This is a genomic window from Caulobacter rhizosphaerae, assembly GCF_010977555.1.
GTDB lineage: Bacteria > Pseudomonadota > Alphaproteobacteria > Caulobacterales > Caulobacteraceae > Caulobacter > Caulobacter rhizosphaerae.
Window position 1 is genome coordinate 4,516,250 of the sequence record NZ_CP048815.1, and the last position, 20,569, is coordinate 4,536,818.

The following is a 20,569-nucleotide window of genomic DNA, read 5'->3' on the forward strand; positions in this document are numbered from 1 at the left end:
TGTTCGCGATCAGAACTTCTGTCCGAACTTCACCCCGATGGTGCGCGGCCGCAGGGGCACCGAATAGACCTCGGCGCCGCAGACGGATTCGACGCATTCGGTGCTGCGGGTCAGGCTGGCCCGGCTGTCGTTGAGGTTCACGACATAGGCCGAGAAGGTCCAGCTGTCGCGGCCCAGCCCGGCCGACAGGTCGGTGGTGATGTAGCCGGCCTGCTTGCCCAGCACTTCGCGGGCGAAGGTGCGCAGGTCGGCCCAGGCGCCGCTCTGGCCGACGATCCCGCCCTGGACGAAGGCGTCGTAGCCGCCCAGGTCGAACTCGTAACGGGCGTTCAGGTTGGCCTTGAACTTGGGCGTGACCGGCAGGCTCTGGCCGTCCGGCGCGCGCTCGGGATATTCGTCCAGGTCGACCGGACAGTCGGTGATCGGCTGGCCCGTGGCCGGGTCGACCTTGCCGCAATAGGTCCCCTTCAGCTTGGCGTCGATATAGGTCGCCGCCCCGTTCAAGGTCAGGCCGTGCATTACCGCGAAGCTGAAGTCGGTCTCGGCGCCGTTGATCTCGGCCGAGACGGCGTTCTTGATCTCGGTCAGGCCGTTGGCCCCGACGATCGAGAACTGGAAGTCGTTCCAGGTCTCGTGGAACACCGCGCCGTTCCAGCGGAAGCGGTTGTCGGCCCAGGTGGTCTTCCAGCCGAACTCGTAGTTCTTCAGGAAGTCGGACTGGTAGGGCGGCAGGGTGCCGCGCCGGTTGATGCCGCCCGGCCGGAACCCCTCGGAATAGGTGACATAGACCAGCTTGTCGGGATCGATCTTGTAGGTGAGGTTGATCTTCTTGCTGTCGCCCTTCTCCTTGACCCGCTTGTCGAGGTTCGTGCAGGGCGAACCCTCGATTTCGGGGCCGGTGAAGCAGGCCTTCTCTCCCGTCGAGCCGTAGCCCGCCCCGTAGCCGTAGAAGCCCTTGAGGCTGTTGTCGGACTTGAAGAAGCGGATGCCGCCGGTCACGGTCAGCTTGTCGGTGATGTCGAACGCCACCTCGCCAAAGGCGGCGCTGTCGCGGTCGATGCGCTTCTGCTTGGTCAGCCAGATCGTGCCCGGATAGCCCGGCACCGAGATCGAGTCGCCGATGTCGTCGATCCGATAGTTCTGGGTGATGCCGTGGGTCTGGCGCTGGTAGAACAGGCCGCCGACGACGCGGAAGCGGTTTTCCTGCGGGGTCGAGACGCGCAGCTCGTGGCTGGCCTTCATGTAGGCGTCGTGGCCGATGATGTACTGCGACGGATCGACCGGATTGCCCGCGTCGTCGGTCCAGTAGGCGCCGTAGCCGGCCAGGGTGTCGTAGAAGAACGAGTAGTCGGTGTAGTCCTGGCGGGTGTCGACGTCGCGGTCGAGGTACGAGCCGGCATAGACCACGTCGAGGTTGCTGACCTTGCCCTCGACGGTCATGGCCGCCTGCCACCACTTGTCCTTGGAGTTCTCCGGATAGTAGTGAGCGACCTTCAGCGCGCCCAGGCTGCGATCCTCGGCGAACACCCCGCCGACCTTCTCGATCTGGCCCATGACCTGGGGCGTGATCACCCAGTTGTCGCCGGCTTCGATCTTCATCGCCGCCCGGCCGCCATAGAGGTCGACGTCGTTGTAGTCCTTCTTGACCCGGTCGGCGTTGGTGACCGTGATCCCCGAGGTGGGATAGGTGCGCGAGCCGGCGACGTTGTCGATATAGCCGCCCTGGTGCTCGGCCCAGCCCACCAGGCGCACGGCGACCTTGTCGCTGAGCGGCTGGTTGACGAAGCCCTCGGCCGTGTAGCCCTGGTCGCCATGGGCGATGGTGTTGGCTTCCAGGTCGTAGCCGGCGCTGAAGCCGGCGGTGCTGGGCTTGTTGGTGATGATCCGCAGGGTGCCGGCCTGGGAGCTGGCGCCGTACAGCGTGCCCTGCGGCCCCGACAGCGCCTCGACCCGGGCGATGTCGTAGATGTGGATGTCCAGCGCGCCCTGGATGGTGGTGACGGGCTGCTCGTCCAGATAGACGCCGACGCTGGGCAGCGAGCCGGAGTGGTTGCCGTCGCCGCCGCTGGCCACGCCGCGGAAATAGACGTTGGAGAAGCCCGGCGAGGTGGTCTGGAACGAGATGCTGGGCAGGTACTTCACATAGTCGGTGAAGCTGGCGACGTGCAGCTGGTCCAGCTTGGCCTGGCCGAGCGCCTGGATACTGACGGGTACGTCCTGCAGGTTTTCCGAGCGCTTCTGCGCGGTGACCACCACCTCGTCCAGGGCGACCGCGCCCTGGGGGGCGGTCTGGGCCTGAGCCTGCGCGGCGACCGCCGTCAGCATGGTCGAGGCGAGAAGCGCGGTGGTCAGCAGGCCGCCTTTCGAAAGGGCGGTCTTGTTACGCGTTGTGGACGTCATATCGGCTCCCCGAACTGTTCGGAGAACGATGCTCTTCTGGCTGATTTGAGCCGGCAAGGCGCAAAATTCAAACGCGCGTCAATTCGGCCGACTGTTGCAGAAATGGCAGGGTTCTGAGCGGCTGATCAAAATTCAGGCGCGGCGGGATAACTGGCCAGGACAGGTCCCAGGGCGGTCTTCAGCGGGTCCAGCCATGATTCGTAGTTTTGCCAATGCTCGACCGCGTCCTTGAAGATGGGACGACGAACCTGTTCTGAGCTTGCGGTGCGCACGGCGCGGTCGTTTTCGTGGAAATTCAGGCACGATTCTTCGAACGGCAGGCCGCAATAGGACAGCAGGGCGCGGATCTCCCGCTCCGGATCCTCGATCATCGATTCGTAAATCACCCTGTGCACGCGTCCCGGCAGGACGGCGTCGACATGGGCCATCAGTTCCACATAGTCGGCGTAGTAGCGGCCGATGTCCTCCAGGCCGTAGCTGAAGTTCTGGCCCCGGGCGAAGTGCTGCTTGAACCCCGAGAAGCAGCAGCCCAGGGGATGGCGCCGCGCGTCGATGATCTTGGCGTTCGGCAGCATCAGGGCGATCAGCCCGACATGGGCCCAGTTGTTGGGCATCTTGTCGATGAACAGCGGCCGGTCGGTCTTGCGCTGCACCCGGGTGCGCTCGAGGAACTCTTCGCCCAGCGCCTTGAGATCCTCCGGACTCAGCGTGGCCAGCACCTCGGGATAGGGCGACTCGTCCTTCAGCCGCCGGGCCATGGCGGTGACGTCGGGCAGCTCCATCGTGCCCTCCACCGTCGAGTGGCTGGCCAGGATCTGCTCGACGAGGGTCGAGCCGGCGCGCGGCAGGCCCAGCACGAAGATCGGGTCGGGCGCGGGGCAGCCCTGCCCGGCCCGCGACGCGAACAGCTGCGCCGTCAGCACCGTCTTGCAGCGCGCCACGTGGCGGGTCATCACCGCCGGGTCGTAGGGGACCTGAGCCCGACGCAGGGTCGCGCCGCGGGCGTAATGGGCGAACGATTCGGCGTAGCGGCCGGCGTCCTCGTGGGCCTTGCCCAGGGCGTAGTCCAGATGCAGGCGGTCGTCGTGGGCCAGGTCTTCCCGGGCCAGCTGCGCCTCCATGGCCGCCAGGTCGGCCTCACTGAAGCGATAGGTCTTCATGTTGGCCAGGCTCCACCAGGCCTCGCCCAGGGACGGAGCCTGATCGACGGCCTTGCGGTAGGCGGCCGCGCAATCGGCCGAGCGGCCCACGGTCTTCAAGGCGTGGCCATAGCTCATCCAGCCCTTGGGCTGCTGCGGATGGCGGGCCAGCACGTCCTCGTAGATGGCGATGGCCTGGGCATATTCGCCGATTCGCGCCAGGCAGGCGGCCTTCAGGTTCAGGTAGCCCGGATGGCGCGGCTCGTCGGCCAGCAGTCTGTCCAGCTGGGCCAGGGCCTCCGTCGACCGCCCCAGGCGGTAGTGCAGGGTGGCCAGGTTGTAGCGGGCGCCGGTGAAGGCGGGGGCCAGCTTCAGGCAGTCCTGCAGCAGGGCCTCGGCCTCCACCTCGCGGCCCTGCCGGGCCACGGCCTCGGCTAGCATGCGGATCGCCGCCGGCTCGGCGGGACGAACGGCCATCAGCTCGCGCAGCACCGTCTCGGCCCTGCCCGGCTCGCCGTCGACCAGGGCGGCGGCGGCGGTCATCAGCACCGGGTCGCGGACCCCGCCCTTGATCTGCCGAGCCCGGGCGGCCTGGGCGCCGGTCTCGTCGCCGAGCAGCTCCAACGCCTCGGCCAAGCCGCGCCAGGCCTCGGCCAGGTCGGGATCGGCGGCGACGGCCCGCTTGAACGCGGCGACGGCGGCCTGGGTGTGGCCGTCGGCGGCCAGGATCCGGCCGTGCTCCAGCTGGATCGGCGGCGACTGAGCGAAGGCCCGCGACAGCGGCTCGACCACCCGCAAGGCCTGGGCGACGTCGCCGGACAGCCGCAAGCCCGCGGCCAGGATCAGGGTGGCCTCGGCGTGGCGCGGCACGGCCTCCAGGATCGCCATCGCCTGCTCCACCGCCCCCCGCGGATCCAGGTCCAGCAGCCGCCAGCCGTGGGCCAGGGCGGTGGCGACGCTGCCGGAGGGCTCGGTGGTGGCGGTGGTCATGGGCGGATGGGAGGACGGGGGGCTGGGGATGTCAACGGTCGATCCCGCCGCCTCCGGGAGCCGGCGCGCGGCGGCGTCCAGGGTTAATCCACGCCGCTCAGCACCGCCCCGATGGTCTCCACCACCTGGTCCACCTGGCTTTTCTCGATGATCAGCGGCGGCGACAGGGCGATGATGTCGCCGGTCACGCGGATCAGCAAACCCTGGTCGAAGGCCGTCTCGAAGGCCGCCAGCGCCCGGGCGGTGGGCGCGCCCGGCCTTGGCTCAAGCTCGATCCCGGCGATCAGGCCGAAGTCGCGGATGTCGACCACATGGCGGGCGTCCTTCAGCGAATGCACCGCCGCGCGCCAGTAGGGCTCCATCTCCAGCGCCCGGGCGAACAGCCCCTCCTCCTGGTAGACCTCCAGCGCCGCCATCCCCGCCGCGCAGGCCAGGGGGTGGGCCGAATAGGTGTAGCCGTGGAAGAGCTCGATCGGGGCGTCGGCGCCGTCCATCATCGCCTGGTAGACGCCTTCCGACGCCGCCACCGCCCCGGCCGGCACGGCGGCGTTGGTCAGGCCCTTGGCCATGCAGATCATGTCCGGCGTCACCCCGAACCGCTCGGCCGCAAAGGCCGCGCCCACCCGGCCGAAGCCGGTGATCACCTCGTCGAAAATCAGCAGGATGTCGTGCCGGTCGCAGATCGCCCGCAGGCGCTGCAGGTAGCCCTCGGGCGGGACCAGCACCCCGGTCGAGCCGGCCACCGGCTCGACGATCACCGCGGCGATGTTGCTGGCGTCGTGCAGGGCGACGATCCCTTCGAGCGCGTCGGCCAGCTCGGCGCCGTTCTTGGGCAGGCCCTGGCTGAACAGGTTGCCGGCCACGCCGTGCGTATGGGGCAGGTGGTCGACGCCGGTCAGCAGCGAGCCGAAATACATCCGGTTCTTGGGGATGCCCCCCACTGAGATGCCGCCGAAGCCGACGCCATGATAGCCGCGCTCGCGGCCGATCAGCCGGGTCTTGGTCCCCTTGCCGCGGGCCCGATGATAGGCCAGGGCGATCTTCAGGGCGGTGTCGACCGACTCCGAGCCCGAGCCGGTGAAGAAGATCCGGTCCAGGCCCGGCGGGGTGATCTGGGCGATGCGGCTGGCGAAGGCGAAGGCGGCGGGATGGCCCATGTTGAAGCTGGGCGCATAGTCCATCTCGCCGGCCTGGCGGCGGATGGCCTCGACGATCCTGGGGCGGTTGTGGCCGGCGTTGACGCACCACAGGCCCGAGGTGGCGTCCAGTACCTGGCGGCCCTCGGGCGTGGCGTAGTGCATGCCCTCGGCGCGGGCCAGCATCCGCGGCTGGGCCTTGAACCGCCGGTTGGGGGTGAACGGCATCCAGAAGGCGTCGAGGTCGTTGGCGCGGATGTCGGCCATGGGAGAACTCCGGATCAGGCTTGCATTGTGATCGCAATTGGAGGTCTCCTGTCCAGCCCTGCCTCCATTCATCCCGGCGAAAGCCGGGATGAATGGATTTAAAAGGGGGAGAGGCATGAGCACGCAAACCCGCAAGCCCCTCGCCGACAGCCTGGCCGTCCACGACCAGGTCTACGAGGCCATTCGCCAGGCGTTGATCACCGGCCGTATCGCGCCCGGCGTCGGGGTGTCCCTGCGCAGCCTGGCGGCCGAGCTGGGGGTGTCGCCGATGCCGGTGCGCGACGCGGTGCGGCGGCTGTCAGCCGAGCGGGCGCTCGAAATCAACCCCGCCAACAAGCGCCTGAGCGTGCCCTCCCTGACCGCCGATCGCCTGGACCAGCTGTCCCAGGCCCGGCTGTGGATCGAGCCCGAACTGGCCGCCCGCGCCGCGCCCCACGCCGACGCCGCCCTGCTCAAGCGCCTGCGCGAGCTGGACGCGGCCGTCGACGACGCCCTGCGGCTGGGCGACGTCGACGCCTACATGACCGCCAACCACGATTTCCACTTCGCCCTCTACGCGCGGGCCGAGGCCGAGGTGCTGCTGGCCATGGCCGGTGGGCTGTGGCTGCAGATCGGGCCGTTCATGCGGGTGGTGTTCGGCCGGGTCGGCGCCGACGGCCTAGTCGCCGACCGCCACGCCGAGGCCATGGAGGCGCTGAAGGCCCACGACGCCGAGGCCGCCCGCCGGGCGATCGCCGCCGACCTGTCGGAGGGCATGGACAAGATGCGCATGGCGGTGGAGGCGGGGCGGTGAGCTCCCTTTTGAGCTGTTATCCCCAACGTCCGTCATCCTCGGACTTGTTCCGAGGACCCCTGGCGCCGCCGCGCTGTCCTCCGGAGAGGGGGCGCCGCGAACGCCGCGCGCGTTCTGTTTTCGGCAGCAAGGCTGAACCAGGGGTCCTCGGAACAAGTCCGAGGATGACGAGCGCGGAGGGGGCGGTGAGCGCGAAAGACGCAACCTCGTCAAACGCTCTTGGCGTCAACCCGCCCCACCTTGACAGCCGCCCCGCCACCGCAAACTGTGATCACAATTCACCGAGAGCTCTCCCTTGACCGCCGCCAGCCCGATCGACGTTCTCAAGACCCTGGCCCTGCCCGGCCGGGCGGTGATCGACGGCGCGCTGGTCGAGGCGGCGTCGGGCATGACCTTCCACAACGTCTCGCCGCGCGACGGAACGGTGCTGAACCAGGTCGCCGCCTGCCAAAGCGAGGACGTCGACCGCGCCGTGGCCGGCGCCCGCGCCGCCTTCGAGGACGGCCGCTGGCGCGACCAGGGCCCGCGCGCCAAGAAGGCGGTGCTGTTCAAGCTGGCCGAGCTGATGGAGCGCGACGCCGAGCAACTGGCCCTGCTGGAGAGCGTCGACACCGGCAAGCCGATCCGCGACGCCCGCGCCGTCGACATCCCCTTGGCGATCGGCACCACCCGCTGGTACGCCGAGGCCCTGGACAAGATCTATGGCGAGGTCGGGAGCTCGCCGATCGACCGGCTGAGCTGGGCCGTGCACGAGCCGCTGGGCGTGATCGGCGCCATCGTGCCGTGGAACTTCCCGCTGCACATGGCGATGTGGAAGGTGGCCCCGGCCCTGGCCATGGGCAATTCCGTCGTCCTCAAGCCCGCCGAGCAGTCGCCGCTGACCGCCCTGAAGCTGGGCGAGCTGGCCCTGGAGGCCGGGCTGCCGCCGGGCGTGCTGAACGTGGTCCCCGGCCTGGGCGGGGTGGCCGGCGAGGCCCTGGCCCTGTCGATGGACGTCGACATGATCGCCTTCACCGGCTCGGGCCCGGTGGGCCGGCGACTGATGGAATATTCGGCCCGCTCGAACCTCAAGCGCGTGTCGCTGGAACTGGGCGGCAAGTCGCCCCAGATCGTCTTCGCCGACTGTCCGGACCTGGACGCCGCCGCCTCGGCCGCCGCCTGGGGCGTGTTCTATAACCAGGGCGAGGTCTGCACCGCGGCCTCGCGCCTGCTGGTGCAGGACTCGATCAAGGACGCCTTCCTCGAGAAGGTGGTCGCTGTGGCGAAGACGATGGTCCCCGGCGACCCGCTGGATCCGGAGACCAGCTTCGGGGCCATGGTCAGCGAGCGGCAGATGAACACCGCCCTGGACTATATCGCCACCGCCGACAGCCAGGGCGCGCGCCGCCTACTGGGCGGATCGCGGGTGCGCCAGGAGACCGGCGGCTTCTATGTCGAGCCCACAATCTTCGACCGGCTTGCGCCCGACCACACCCTGGCCCGCGAGGAGGTGTTCGGCCCGGTGCTGGGCGTGCAGACCTTCAAGGATCCGGACGAGGCGATCGGCCTGGCCAACGACACCGTCTACGGCCTGGCCGCCGGCCTGTGGACGTCGGACATCAACCGCGCCCTGACCTGCGCCCGGCGGCTGAAGGCGGGTCTGGTCTGGATCAACGGCTGGGACGCCTGCGACATCACCATGCCGTTCGGGGGCTTCAAGCAGTCGGGCTTCGGCCGCGACCGCAGCCTTCACGCGTTGCACAAGTACGCCGACCTGAAGTCGGTGTCCGTGACGCTGAGGTGATGTCCCAATGACCTTCAAGACTCTGGAACTTGTCGAAACCGCCGCCTTCATCGACGGCCTGTGGATCGAGAGTGAGACCACCTTCCAGGTGCTGAACCCGGCCGACGGGTCGGTGATCGCCGAGGTGGCCGACCTGGGGGCGTCGGAGACCAAGGTGGCCATCGAGGCCGCCCACCGCGCCTTCCCGGCCTGGGCCGCCCGCAGCGCCAAGGACCGCGGGGCGATCCTGCGCAAGTGGTCGGACCTGATGCTGCTGCATGCCGAGGCCCTGGCCCGGCTGATGACCGCCGAGCAGGGCAAGCCGCTGGCCGAGTCGCGGGGCGAGGTGTCGTACGGCGCGGCGTTCATCGACTGGTTCGCCGAGGAGGCCAAGCGGGCCTACGGTCATGCGATCCCCAGCCCATTACCAGGGAAACGCCTGGTGTCGATCAAGCAGCCGGTCGGGGTCTGCGCGGCCATCGCGCCGTGGAACTTCCCGATCGCCATGATCACCCGCAAGGTCGGGCCGGCCCTGGCCAGCGGCTGCACCGTGGTGGTCAAGCCGGCGGCCGAGACCCCGCTGTGCGCCCTGGCCGTCGCGCGGTTGGCGGTCGAGGCGGGCGTGCCGGCCGGCGTGCTGAACGTGGTCACCGGCAAGGACAGCGCCGGCATCGGCAAGGCCCTGTGCGACGACGCCAGGGTGCGCAAGCTGTCGTTCACCGGCTCGACCCCAGTGGGCAAGACGCTCTACGCCCAGTGCGCGGGCACGATGAAGAAGCTCAGCCTGGAGCTGGGCGGCAACGCGCCGTTCATCGTCTTCGACGACGCCGACCTCGAGGCCGCCGTCGACGGGGCGATCGCCAGCAAGTACCGCAACACCGGCCAGACCTGCGTCTGCGCCAACCGGCTGCTGGTGCAGGTCGGCATCCATGACGCCTTCGTGGCGAGGCTGACCGAGAAGGTCGCGGCCTTGAAGGTCGGTCCGGGCACGGGCGAGGGCGTGACCATCGGCCCGCTGATCAACGACAAGGCCATCGCCAAGGTCGAAAAGCTGGTGCGTGAGGCCGTTGAGCAGGGCGCGACGGCCACGGTCGGCGGCGACCGTCACGAACTCGGCGGCCTGTTCTGGCAGCCCACCGTGCTGACCGGCGCCACGCCCGACATGCGCCTGTTCCAGGAGGAGATCTTCGGCCCGGTCGCGCCGATCGTGAAGTTCGACACCGAGCAGGACGCCATCGACCTGGCCAACGCCACGCCGTTCGGCCTGGCCTCCTACTTCTACAGCCGCGACGTCGCCCGCTGTTGGCGGGTGGCCGAGGCTATCGAGGCGGGGATGGTCGGGATCAACGAAGGCATCATCTCCACCGAGGTGGCCCCGTTCGGCGGCGTCAAGGACTCGGGCCTGGGCCGCGAGGGGTCTTCGGAGGGCTTGGACGAGTACCTGGAGACCAAGTACCTGTGCTTTGGCGGGGTGGGATGAGGTTTTTCACCGCCCATTCCCTTTCAACCTCGTCATCCCGGGCCTTGTGCCCGGGACCCCTCCGTCCGCCGCAGGCGCCGTTGAGTGGCGCGCTGGCGCGCCAATGCGCTTCACCGTCAGCTGCACCAGGGGTCCCGGGCACAGGGCCCGGGATGACGGTTGAAATGGGGTTTGGGGAGGGACGCCCGTGACCCCCGCCCCGGCCCACGCCCCCACCCTCTCCGACCTGATCCACGCCGAAACCCGACGCTTCACCGCCGAGCATCCGCGCTCCCTGGCCCTGTCGCGGCAGTCGGCCGAGGTCTGGCGGGGCGGGGCGCCGATGCACTGGATGACCGACTGGGCCAGCCCGTGTCCGGTCTTCGCCGCCCAGGGCGTCGGGGCCCAGGTCACCGATGTCGACAGCCGGCTCTACGACGACTTCTGCCTGGCCGACACGCCAGCCATGTTCGGCCACGGCCAGGAGGCGGTCGCCCGCGCCATCGCGGACCAGGCCAAGCGCGGGACCGGCTTCATGCTGCCCACCGCCGGCGCGGTGATCGTCGGCCGGCTGCTGGCCGAGCGCTTCGGCCTGCCGCTGTGGCAGATGGCGACCACGGCCAGCGACGCCAACCGCGCCGCCATCCGCTGGGCGCGGGCGGTGACCGGCCGGCCGGTGATCCTGGTGTTCGACGGCTGCTACCACGGCATGGTCGACGACGCGTTCGTGACGCTGAGAGGCGGCCAGCCTTCGATGAAGCCCGGCCTGCTGGGCCAGGTCCACGACCTGACGGCCACCACCCGCGTCGTGCCGTTCAACGACCCCGAGGCCCTGGCCGCGGCCCTGGCGCCGGGCGACGTGGCCGCTGTCCTGGCCGAGCCGGCCATGACCAATTGCGGGATGATCCTGCCGCAGCCGGGGTTCCTGGACACCCTGCGCGACCTGACCCGCCGGGCCGGGACCCTGCTGATCATCGACGAGACCCACACCCTCTCCACCGCTCCTGGCGGCTACGCCCGCGCCCATGGTCTGGAGCCGGACATGCTGGTGGTCGGCAAGGCCATCGCCGGCGGCGTGCCGGCCGCGGTCTGGGGCGTCACCGCTGAACTCTCCGAACACATGGACGCCGCCGCCGCTCGGACCGGGCCCGGCCAGTCGGGGATCGGCACCACCCTGTCCGGCAATGCGCTGGCCATCGCCGCCATGCGCGCCATGCTGTCGGAGGTGATGACCGACGCCGCCTACGCGCGGATGCTGGCCGGGGCCGAGCGACTGATGACCGGCCTGCGCGGCGTGATCGCCGCCCGCGACCTGCCGTGGTCGGTGGTCCATGTCGGGGCGCGGGTCGAGCTGGTGTTCGCCCCCTCCCCGCCGAAAGACGCCGCCGCCATGCGCGAGGCGCTGGACGCCCCGCTGTTGCATGCGCTTCATCTGTGGCTGATCAACCGAGGGGTGCTGATCGCGCCCTTCCACACCATGATGCTGGTTTCGCCGGTGACGGAAGACGCGGCGATCGACCGACTGATCGCCGCCGTGGACGGGTTCGCCGGGGCGCTGGAGGGGTTAGCGGCATGAGCGTTTCGCATCTTGAGACCCTCTCCCAGAGGGAGAGGGTTCAAGAAAGGGAGGAGTGCGCCCATGACGCTCCCTTCGGTCGCCGATCCCCAGGAGTGCCGCGACTTCCTCGCCGCCCATCCGCAGGTGAAGTATGTCGACGTGTTCTTCACCAGCATGACCGGCGTGCCGCGCGGCAAGCGGTTGCGGGTCCACGAGCTGCAGGCGATCTACGACTACGGCCGCTTCCTGCCCGGCTCGATCCTGGTGGTCGACACGCAAGGGGCCGACTGCGAGGACACGGGCCTGGTCTGGGAGGACGGCGACGCCGACCGCCGCGCCCGGCCCGTGCCGGGGACCCTGACCCTGGCGCCGTGGCTGGGGCCGGACATGGCCCAGGTGATGCTGTCGCTGTACGAGCTGGACGGGACGGCCAACGACCTGGACCCCCGCCATGTGCTTAAGCGCGTGCTGGACCGCTTCGCCGCCGACGGCTTGACGCCGGTCGCGGCCTGCGAGCTGGAATACTACCTGGTCGACCAGCATCGCGGCCCCGGCGGCGAGCTGCTGCCCGCCCGGTCGCTGCAGACCGGCGAGCGGCCACAGGGGATCCAGGTTTACGGCCTGCCGGAGCTGGAGGCGATCTCGCCGTTCCTGCGCGAGCTGTGGGACGTCTGCGACGTGCTGGGCGTGCCGTTGGAGGGGGCGATCTCGGAGTTCGCCCCGGGCCAGGTGGAGCTGACTCTCAAGCACAAGCCCGACGCCCTGGAGGCCGCCGACGACGCCCTGCGCTACAAGCGGGCCGCCAAGGGGGTAGCCCTGCGCCATGGCTGCGAGGCCACCTTCATGGCCAAGCCCTGGGCCGACCAGGCCGGCAACGGCTTCCACGTCCATGTCAGCTTCAACGACGCGGCCGGGAACAACCTCTGCGCCGCCGACGACCCGGAAGGTTCGGACCTGCTCAAGCATGCGATCGGCGGCATGAAGGCGCTGATGGCCGACTGCATGGCGATCCTGGCGCCCAACGCCAATTCCTATCGCCGCTTCAAGGCCAACAGCTACGCGCCGGTGGCCCCGACCTGGGGCGTCAACAACCGCACGGTGTCGTTGCGGGTGCCCGCCGGCCCGCCGCCGACCCGCCATGTCGAGCACCGGGTGGCCGGGGCCGACGCCAATCCGTACCTTGTGCTGGCCGCCCTGCTGGCCTGCGCCCACCACGGGATCAGCCACCAGATCGACCCCGGCCCGGCGGTGGTCGGCGACGGCTATGCGGCGGCGGCCAAGGAGAAGGTCCGCCTGCCCACCGACTGGTATGCGGCGGTCAATCTGTTCGAGGCCTCTGACGTGCTGCGCGACTATCTGGGCGAGCGGTTCGTGGAGATGTTCGTCTCGGTCAAGCGCACCGAGCAGGCGCGCTTCGCCGAGGTGGTCACGGCGCTGGATTATGACTGGTATCTGCGCAACGCCTGATAGCGGGGCGCTCGAACCAGGACTTGGGTCGGCATCTGGCCGGCTGTGTGGAGTAAAGTTTTCGATGATTGAAGATCAGGTCTAGGATTTGGAACATGGGAACGTCGCCGACCCTACGCGCTCGTCTTGTTGTCGCGGTTCCGATTGTCGCGCTTGTCGCCGTCGTCGCCTGGGTTGGACTGACCATCGCCGCCAACATCGGCGTCGACGTTTCGCTACCGAACTGGATTTCTCGCTAGGCAAGATCACACAAATTCGAGGGGAGACACCATGAGCACCAACCGTATTCTCGGGACCCGCCGCTCGCTGCTGACGGCCATGGGCGCCGCGGCCATCGGCATCAGCTTCACCGCCTGCGGCCAGAAGCCCGAGGGCTCGGCCGCCAAGTCGGCCAACGGCGAAGAGCCAAAGCTGAACTTCTACAACTGGGACACCTATATCGGCGAGACGACCCTGGGCGACTTCAAGAAGGCCACGGGCGTCGACGTCAATATGAGCCTGTTCGCCACCAACGACGAACTGTTCGCCAAGCTGAAGGCCGGCAACGCCGGCTACGACGTGATCGTGCCGTCCAACGAGTTCGTCACCCGCATGAGCCAGGCGGGCATGCTGGAGACCCTGGACCACGGCAAGATCCCCAACTTCAAGAACGTCGACCCGGCCTTCGTGAACCCCGACTACGACCCAGGCCGCCGGTTCTCGATGCCCTATACCTGGCTGGTGCTGGGCATCGGCTATCGCAAGTCCAAGGTGCAGGGCGTGCCCGACAGCTGGAAGTACCTGTTCGACAGCGCCCAGTACAACGGCCGCATCGCCCTGCTGTCGGAAAGCGCCGACCTGGTGCGCCTGGCCGCCAAGTACCTGGGCCACAGCGTCAACAACATCCCGCCGGACCTGGTCACCAAGATCGAGCAGATGCTGATCCGCCAGAAGCCCTATGTGAAGGCGTTCCACGACGACAACGGCCAGGACATGCTGGTGGCCGGCGATGTCGACCTGGTGCTGGAGTACAACGGCGACATCGCCCAGGTGATGAAGGACGATCCCGACATCGACTTCGTGATCCCCAAGGAGGGGTCGCTGATCAATTCCGACACCCTGTGCATCCCCCAAGGCGCGCCGCGGCCGGACAACGCCCACAAGTTCATCAACTACCTGCTGGACGCCCAGGCCGGGGCCGCGATCTCCAAGACGATCCTCTACCCGACCCCCAACGCCGCGGCCAAGGCGCTGATGCCGCCGGCCTATCGCGACAACAAGGTGATCTTCCCGCCGGCGGACATCATGTCCAAGTGCGAGTACGGGGCGTTCGAGGGGGCCGAGAAGGCCAGTCTCTACGAGGAAGTCATCACCCGCGTGCGGGCGGCTTAGGGGCGGCTGGCACAGGCGATGCTCCCCCTCTGGGGGAGCTGTCGCGGAGCGACTGAGGGGGTTTGCGGCCGACGCCGCTCCCCCTCCGGCCCTCTGGGCCACCTCCCCCAGAGGGGGAGGATCTTTGGGGAAACGGAGCCACGCCATGGAGCAGAGCTGGAAACAGGCGAAAGCCGTCTTCGCCACGGCGCTCAGTGCGCCGCTGGTGTGGCTGGTGCTGTTCTTCCTGATCCCGCTGGCCATCGTCTGGGCCTACAGCTTCGGCCACAACGAGGGCCTGACCCAGATCGCCATCACCGGCACGTTCAAGAACTACGCCCGGGCGATCGAGCCGCTGTACCTGAAGATCTTCCTGAAGTCGGCCGGGGTGGCGGCCCTGACCACCGGCCTGTGCCTGGTGGTCGGCTTCCCCGTCGCCCTGGCCATCACCTTCGCCTCGCAGAGGGCCAAGACCTGGCTGCTGCTGCTGATCATGCTGCCGTTCTGGACGAACCTTCTGATCCGCACCTACGCCCTGATCGCCGTGCTGCGCAACGAGGGCTACATCAACAAGGGCCTGGAGGCGGGATGGAACCTGGCCGCCAAGGTCATGCCGCTGCAGCCGTTCCAGCCGCTGGAGATGATGCACACCAATTTCGCGGTGATCGTCGGCCTGGTCTATGTCCACCTGCCGTTCATGGTGCTGCCGCTGTATTCGGCGCTGGACCGGCTGGACAAGTCGCTGCTGGAGGCCAGCCTCGACCTGGGCGCGGGCCACATGCGCACCCTGTTCAAGGTGGTCGTGCCACTGGCCCTGCCGGGCATCGCCTCCGGCGTGCTGATCACCTTCATCCCCGCCTTGGGCGCCTATCTGACCCCCGACCTGCTGGGCGGCCCCGACAGCCAGATGATCGCCAACGTCATCGAGCGCCAGTTCAAGCGCGCCAACGACTGGCCCTTCGGCGCGGCCCTGTCGTTCCTGCTGATGTACCTGACGTTTGTCGCCATCGCCGTGCAGGCGCTGGTGAGCAAGGGCCGGAAAGGGGCGACGGCATGAGCTTCGTTGACGCCGTGCAACGGACGGGGACAGGCACATGTGCCTGTCCCCAACCCTATCAATCCATCCGCGGGGCCGGTCGATGACCCGCAAATCGCCCCCCGGTCCCCTCGAATACCTCCGCCGCTGGCAGATGCAGGCCTGGCTGGCGGCCGTCGGCGTCTTTCTCTACGCGCCGCTGATCGCCCTGATGGCCTTCAGCTTCAACGACAGCCGGCGCAACATCGTCTGGAAGGGCTTCACGCTCAAATATTACGACAAGGCCTTCAACGACTCGTCGCTGATCGAGGCCTTCGTCAACAGCCTGACGATCGCCGCCCTGTGCACGGTGCTGAGCGTCGCCCTGGGGGCCATGGTCGCCCTGGTGCTGTGGCGGTTCCGCTTCCCCGGCAAGACGGTGCTGGACGGAGCCCTGGCCCTGCCGATCGTGGTGCCCGAGATCTGCATGGGCGTGGCCATGCTGGTGTTCTTCGCCAAGGTCCTGCCCTGGCCCGTGGGCCTGCCCTGGCCGCTGAATCTCGGGGCCATCACCATCGCCCACGTGTCGTTCTCGTTCCCGTTCGTGGCGGTGGTGGTCCGCGCCCGGATGGCCAGCTTCAACCGCGAGATGGAGGAGGCGGCCCGCGACCTGGGGGCCGGCGAGTGGCGGACGATCTGGGACGTGATCCTGCCGCACATGGCTCCGTCCTTGGTGGCCGGCGCCCTGCTGGCCTTCACCCTCAGCCTGGACGATTTCGTCATCACCTTCTTCACCGCCGGCCCGGACACAGTGACCTTCCCGGTCAAGGTCTATTCGATGGTCCGCTTCTCGGTGACGCCGGAGGTCAACGCCGCCTCGACGATCCTGATCGTGCTGACCGTGATCCTGACGGCGGTGGCACTGAAGCTGCAGGGAGACCCCGCGGGCGTGGCCGGGCATGGGGACAAGGCGTAATGGGCGTGTGGAATAGGTCCTCCCCCTGTGTGGGAGGTGGCCCGAAGGGCCGGAGGGGGGAGTTGGCGGCGCCTTTCGCTCCCCCCTCAGTCGCTCCGCGACAGCTCCCCCACAGGGGGAGCAGCTCTATGGCGAGATGCTCGGGGGAATTCAGGTGACCAACCAACCCATCATCACCTTCGAGAACGTCACCAAGCGCTTCGGCAAGATGGTGGCGGTCGACAACGTCTCCCTGTCGATCCAGGAGGGCGAGTTCTTCTCGCTGCTGGGGCCATCGGGCTGCGGCAAGACCACCCTGCTGCGAATGCTGGCCGGGTTCGAGACGCCAACCGAAGGCCGGATCCTGATCGACGGCCAGGACGTCTCGACCGTGCCGCCCAACAAGCGGCCGGTGAACATGGTGTTCCAGTCCTACGCCGTGTTCCCGCACATGAGCGTGGCCGACAACGTCGCCTACGGCCTGAAGGTCGACCGGGTGAGCAAGGCCGAGCGCGACCGGCGGGTGGAGGAGGCGCTGGACCTGGTCCAGTTGCACGGCCTGGCCCAGCGCAAGCCCGACCAGCTGTCGGGCGGCCAGCGGCAGCGGGTCGCCCTGGCGCGAGCACTGGTGAAACGCCCCCGCGTGCTGTTGCTGGACGAGCCGCTGTCGGCCCTGGACGCCAAGCTGCGCGACCAGATGCGCACCGAGCTGTCGACGCTTCAGGAGAAGGTCGGGATCACCTTCATCATGGTCACCCACGACCAGGACGAGGCCCTGGCCCTGGCCAGCCGCTGCGCGGTGATGAACCGGGGCCTGCTGCAGCAGGTGGCCGCGCCCAACGACCTCTACGAGTTCCCCAACAGCCGCTTCGTGGCCGATTTCATCGGCAGCGTGAACCTGTTCGAGGGCGTGCTGGCCGTCGACGAGCCCAGCCACGCGGTAGTCAGGTCGCCCGACCTGGACTGCGACATCTTCCTGGACCATGGCGTCACCGGCGCGCGTGGCGGCACGGTCTGGGCGGCGCTGCGGCCCGAGAAGATCGAGTTGCACAAGCGTCCCGACGGCGCCGCCCCGCCCAACATGGGCGACTGCCCGGTCGGCCAGAACGCCGTGGCCGGGGTGATCCGCCACGAGGCCTATCTGGGCGGTCAGAGCGTCTACGAGGTGGAGATCCAGAGCGGCCGCCGGATCAAGGTCGTCCGCCAGAACCTGACCCGCTGGGACCAGGAGGACTTCAAGCTGGGCGAGGCGGTGTGGCTGGGCTGGCATGCCTGTTCGCCGGCGGTGCTGCTGTCGTGATTTTCGTGGCTCACGCCCTTGCCCCCACCTGGCGGCTGCGCAGGCCAAGTCCCTCCCCCTGTGGGGGAGGTGTCGCCCGCAGGGCGACGGAGGGGGGCGTGATCGGCAGCCGGCCGGGTCTACGATCTTCGATCCGACAACTCCCCCCACCGATCGCTACGCGATCGCCTCCCCCACAGGGGGAGGGACTGCGGTCCACAGGAGGCACGGGATGAGACCCGTCGCCGGCATCATCTGTTGCACCCGCACCGTCGGGGTCGAGCCGGCCCAGGCGGTGATGAACCGCTATGTGGCCAGCGCCATGCAATATGCCGACGCCGCGGCCCTGCTGGTGCCGTCGATGCCCGAGCTGATGAAGGCCTCGGAGGTCGCCGCGCGGTTGGACGGCCTGATGCTGACCGGCAGCCCGTCCAACCTCGACCCCGCCCGCTACGGCGAGGCCGTTCCCGACGCTGCCGGTCCGTTCGACGCGGCGCGCGACGCCATGACCGCCGACCTGATCCGGGCCATGCTCGACCTGGGCCGGCCGGTGTTCGGCGTCTGCCGCGGCTTCCAGGAGATCAATGTCGCGTTCGGCGGCACGCTGCGGCGGGACATGGCGGCGGCTGATGAACTGATCCCCCACCACGCCCCCGACGAGGTCGACTTCGACGGCCTGTTCGACCACGAGCACCGCGTCGACCTGGCCCCCGGCGGGGTGCTGGCCACCGCGTTCAGCGCCCAGGCCGCGACCGTCAATTCCGTGCACTACCAGGGCGTCGACCGGCTGGGCGAAGGCCTCGCCGTCGAGGCCCGCGCGCCCGACGGCGTGGTCGAGGCGGTGTCGGCGACGGTCAACGGCGCACCGGTCCTGGCGGTCCAGTGGCATCCCGAATGGAAGACCGAGCGCAACCCGCAGAGCCAGGCGTTCTTCCAGCTGTTCGGCCGGGCGCTGCGGAGCCAACCCCTCGTTCCGCTCATCCCGGCGAACGTCGGGATGAGCGGACTTTGAAAACAAGAAAAGACCAGGAGCCCCAGATGACCGTCCCGATCCGCAACCACGACATCGCCGAGCTCAAGCGCCTGGACCTGGCCCACCACCTGCCGGCCCAGGCCGACCACAAGGTCATCCACGAGCTGGGCGGCAGCCGGATCATCACCCGAGCCGACGGCGTCTACATCCATGACGGCGAGGGGCGCCAGATCCTGGACGGCATGGCCGGCCTGTGGTGCGTCAATGTCGGCTACGGCCGCGAGGAGCTGGCCCAGGCCGCCTACGACCAGATGCTGGAGCTGCCCTACTACAACACCTTCTTCAAGACCGCGACGCCGCCGCCCGTGAAGCTGGCCGCCAAGATCGCCGAAAAGATGGGCGGCCATCTGACCCACGTCTTCTACAATTCGTCGGGCTCGGAGGCCAACGACACGGTCTTCCGCCTGGCCCGCCACTATTGGAAGCTCAAAGGGGAGCCAAGCCGCACGGCCTTCATCAGCCGCTGGAACGCCTATCACGGCTCGACCGTGGCCGGGGTCTCGCTGGGCGGCATGAAGCACATGCATGCGCAGGGCGACCTGCCGATCCCCGGCGTGCACCACGTCATGCAGCCCTATCCGTTCGGCGAAGGCTTCGGCGAGGATCCCGCCGCCTTCCGCGACCGGGCCGTGAAGGAGATCGAGGACAAGATCCTGGAGGTCGGCCCCCAGAATGTCGCCGCCTTCATCGGCGAGCCGGTGCAGGGGGCGGGCGGGGTGATCATCCCGCCGGACGGCTACTGGCCGGCGGTCGAGGCCCTGTGCCGCAAGTACGGGATCCTGCTGGTCTGCGACGAGGTGATCTGCGGCTTCGGGCGGCTGGGCCAGTGGTTCGGCCACCAGCATTACGGGATCAAGCCGGACATGATCGCCATGGCCAAGGGCCTGTCGTCCGGCTACCTGCCGATCAGCGCCGTCGGCGTGGCCGACCACATCGTCGCCGAGCTGCGCGAGAAGGGCGGCGACTTCATCCACGGCTTCACCTATTCGGGCCACCCGACGGCCGCGGCGGTGGCCCTGAAGAACCTGGAAATCATCGAGCGCGAGAGTCTGGTCGAGCGCACCCGCGACGACACCGGCCCCTACCTGGCCAAGGCCCTGGCCTCGCTGAACGACCACCCCCTGGTCGGCGAGACCCGGTCGCTGGGCCTGATCGGCGCGGTCGAGATCGTGCGCGAGAAGGGGACCAACCACCGCTTCCTCGACAAGGAGGGCGAGGCGGGGCCGATCGTGCGGGATCTGTGCATCAGCAACGGCCTGATGGTCCGCGCCATCCGCGACAGCATCGTCTGCTGCCCGCCGCTGATCATCACCCACGCTCAGATTGATGAACTGGTGGGGATCATCCGCAAGTCGCTGGACGAGGCGGAGCCGGTGCTTAGGGCGCTGAAGCCGGAGGCGGCGGCGTGACGCCTGATGGCTTAAAGGTTTGGTCGCCGCATGCCATGGCGAACTTCAAGGATGATGACCCTGTCGCCCTTAAGCCTGTAGCGGATCAAATAGGGTGCGATCACCGTCAGTTCACGACGGCCGCGTGCAATTGGGCGACCTCTGTCGGGCGAAGTTTCCAGCGTGTCGCCCGCCGTCAACAGGCGTTGGCCGAGGCGTTGCGCCGCCAAAGGACTGTGCTGGTTCACGATGTAGGTGACGATGGCCTCAACGTGGGCCAGCGCGCGATCGGTCCAAACTACTTCCGCCACGAATACGGAACGGGCTGCTGGTCCGGCGTGCCGAGCGTCTTGAGCCATTCTCGAACCCGGGCGTGGGGAACCACTCGACCAGCTTCAGCGTCGGCGTCGGCGGCGGCCTCGGCAAGGCGGTCGGCCTCGTCGTCTATGGCGTCGAAAATCGTAGGTTCGGGCTCGGCCATGCCAAAGAGTAGCAGAAACACCTCCTGACGCCCACCCGTCCGCCGCCCCTCGGGTGAGATTGTCGCCGAAGCTCAAGAGACTACACTTCGAAAAGCG

General features: G+C 68.6%; 15 protein-coding genes. 11 read left to right on the forward strand and 4 right to left on the reverse strand.

What is annotated here, in order from left to right; all coding sequences use genetic code 11:
- Nucleotides 1–9: 9 nt before the first annotated feature.
- From G3M57_RS20575 to aptA, 3 genes are all read right to left on the reverse strand, one after another.
- On the reverse strand, nt 10–2,400 hold the full coding sequence (locus G3M57_RS20575; protein WP_163232689.1) for a TonB-dependent receptor: 2,391 nt from the start codon (nt 2,398–2,400) through the stop codon (nt 10–12).
- Nucleotides 2,401–2,525: 125 nt separating this feature from the next.
- Entirely contained in the window at nt 2,526–4,529 is a 2,004-nt protein-coding gene (locus tag G3M57_RS20580) for a tetratricopeptide repeat-containing sulfotransferase family protein (RefSeq protein WP_163232691.1), read from the reverse strand.
- An 83-nt stretch (nt 4,530–4,612) separates the two neighbouring features.
- Nucleotides 4,613–5,932: an omega-aminotransferase AptA gene (gene aptA / locus G3M57_RS20585; protein ID WP_163232693.1), complete on the reverse strand. Its 1,320-nt coding sequence runs from the start codon at nt 5,930–5,932 to the stop codon at nt 4,613–4,615.
- Nucleotides 5,933–6,047: 115 nt separating this feature from the next.
- Here aptA and G3M57_RS20590 point away from each other — a divergent pair, with 115 nt between their 5' ends.
- The 11 genes from G3M57_RS20590 (at nt 6,048) to G3M57_RS20640 (ending at nt 20,012) form a co-directional block, all read left to right on the forward strand.
- Nucleotides 6,048–6,725: a GntR family transcriptional regulator gene (locus G3M57_RS20590; RefSeq protein WP_163232695.1), complete on the forward strand. Its 678-nt coding sequence runs from the start codon at nt 6,048–6,050 to the stop codon at nt 6,723–6,725.
- Between the two features lie 295 nt (nt 6,726–7,020).
- On the forward strand, nt 7,021–8,508 hold the full coding sequence (locus tag G3M57_RS20595; protein WP_163232697.1) for an aldehyde dehydrogenase: 1,488 nt from the start codon (nt 7,021–7,023) through the stop codon (nt 8,506–8,508).
- A gap of 7 nt (nt 8,509–8,515) precedes the next feature.
- On the forward strand, nt 8,516–9,967 hold the full coding sequence (locus G3M57_RS20600) for an NAD-dependent succinate-semialdehyde dehydrogenase (RefSeq protein WP_163232699.1): 1,452 nt from the start codon (nt 8,516–8,518) through the stop codon (nt 9,965–9,967).
- Between the two features lie 187 nt (nt 9,968–10,154).
- A complete protein-coding gene (locus tag G3M57_RS20605) occupies nt 10,155–11,522 on the forward strand; it encodes an aspartate aminotransferase family protein (protein WP_163232701.1) in 1,368 nt (455 codons plus the stop codon).
- Nucleotides 11,523–11,585: 63 nt separating this feature from the next.
- On the forward strand, nt 11,586–12,971 hold the full coding sequence (locus G3M57_RS20610; RefSeq protein ID WP_163232702.1) for a glutamine synthetase family protein: 1,386 nt from the start codon (nt 11,586–11,588) through the stop codon (nt 12,969–12,971).
- A gap of 270 nt (nt 12,972–13,241) precedes the next feature.
- Entirely contained in the window at nt 13,242–14,342 is a 1,101-nt protein-coding gene (locus tag G3M57_RS20615; protein ID WP_056761226.1) for an ABC transporter substrate-binding protein, read from the forward strand.
- A 145-nt stretch (nt 14,343–14,487) separates the two neighbouring features.
- A complete protein-coding gene (locus tag G3M57_RS20620) occupies nt 14,488–15,378 on the forward strand; it encodes an ABC transporter permease (RefSeq protein ID WP_056761223.1) in 891 nt (296 codons plus the stop codon).
- A 37-nt stretch (nt 15,379–15,415) separates the two neighbouring features.
- The gene (locus G3M57_RS20625) at nt 15,416–16,312 is read left to right on the forward strand and encodes an ABC transporter permease (protein ID WP_369800329.1); all 897 of its coding nucleotides are present in this window, start codon (nt 15,416–15,418) and stop codon (nt 16,310–16,312) included.
- A 136-nt stretch (nt 16,313–16,448) separates the two neighbouring features.
- On the forward strand, nt 16,449–17,591 hold the full coding sequence (locus G3M57_RS20630; protein WP_056761218.1) for an ABC transporter ATP-binding protein: 1,143 nt from the start codon (nt 16,449–16,451) through the stop codon (nt 17,589–17,591).
- 211 nt (nt 17,592–17,802) lie between these two features.
- A complete protein-coding gene (locus G3M57_RS20635) occupies nt 17,803–18,582 on the forward strand; it encodes a gamma-glutamyl-gamma-aminobutyrate hydrolase family protein (RefSeq protein ID WP_056761215.1) in 780 nt (259 codons plus the stop codon).
- A 26-nt stretch (nt 18,583–18,608) separates the two neighbouring features.
- A complete protein-coding gene (locus tag G3M57_RS20640) occupies nt 18,609–20,012 on the forward strand; it encodes an aspartate aminotransferase family protein (protein WP_056761212.1) in 1,404 nt (467 codons plus the stop codon).
- A gap of 11 nt (nt 20,013–20,023) precedes the next feature.
- On the opposite strand, the gene G3M57_RS20645 is transcribed toward G3M57_RS20640, so the two are convergent.
- Entirely contained in the window at nt 20,024–20,350 is a 327-nt protein-coding gene (locus G3M57_RS20645) for a type II toxin-antitoxin system RelE/ParE family toxin (RefSeq protein ID WP_163232704.1), read from the reverse strand.
- Between the last annotated feature and the right edge of the window lie 219 nt (nt 20,351–20,569).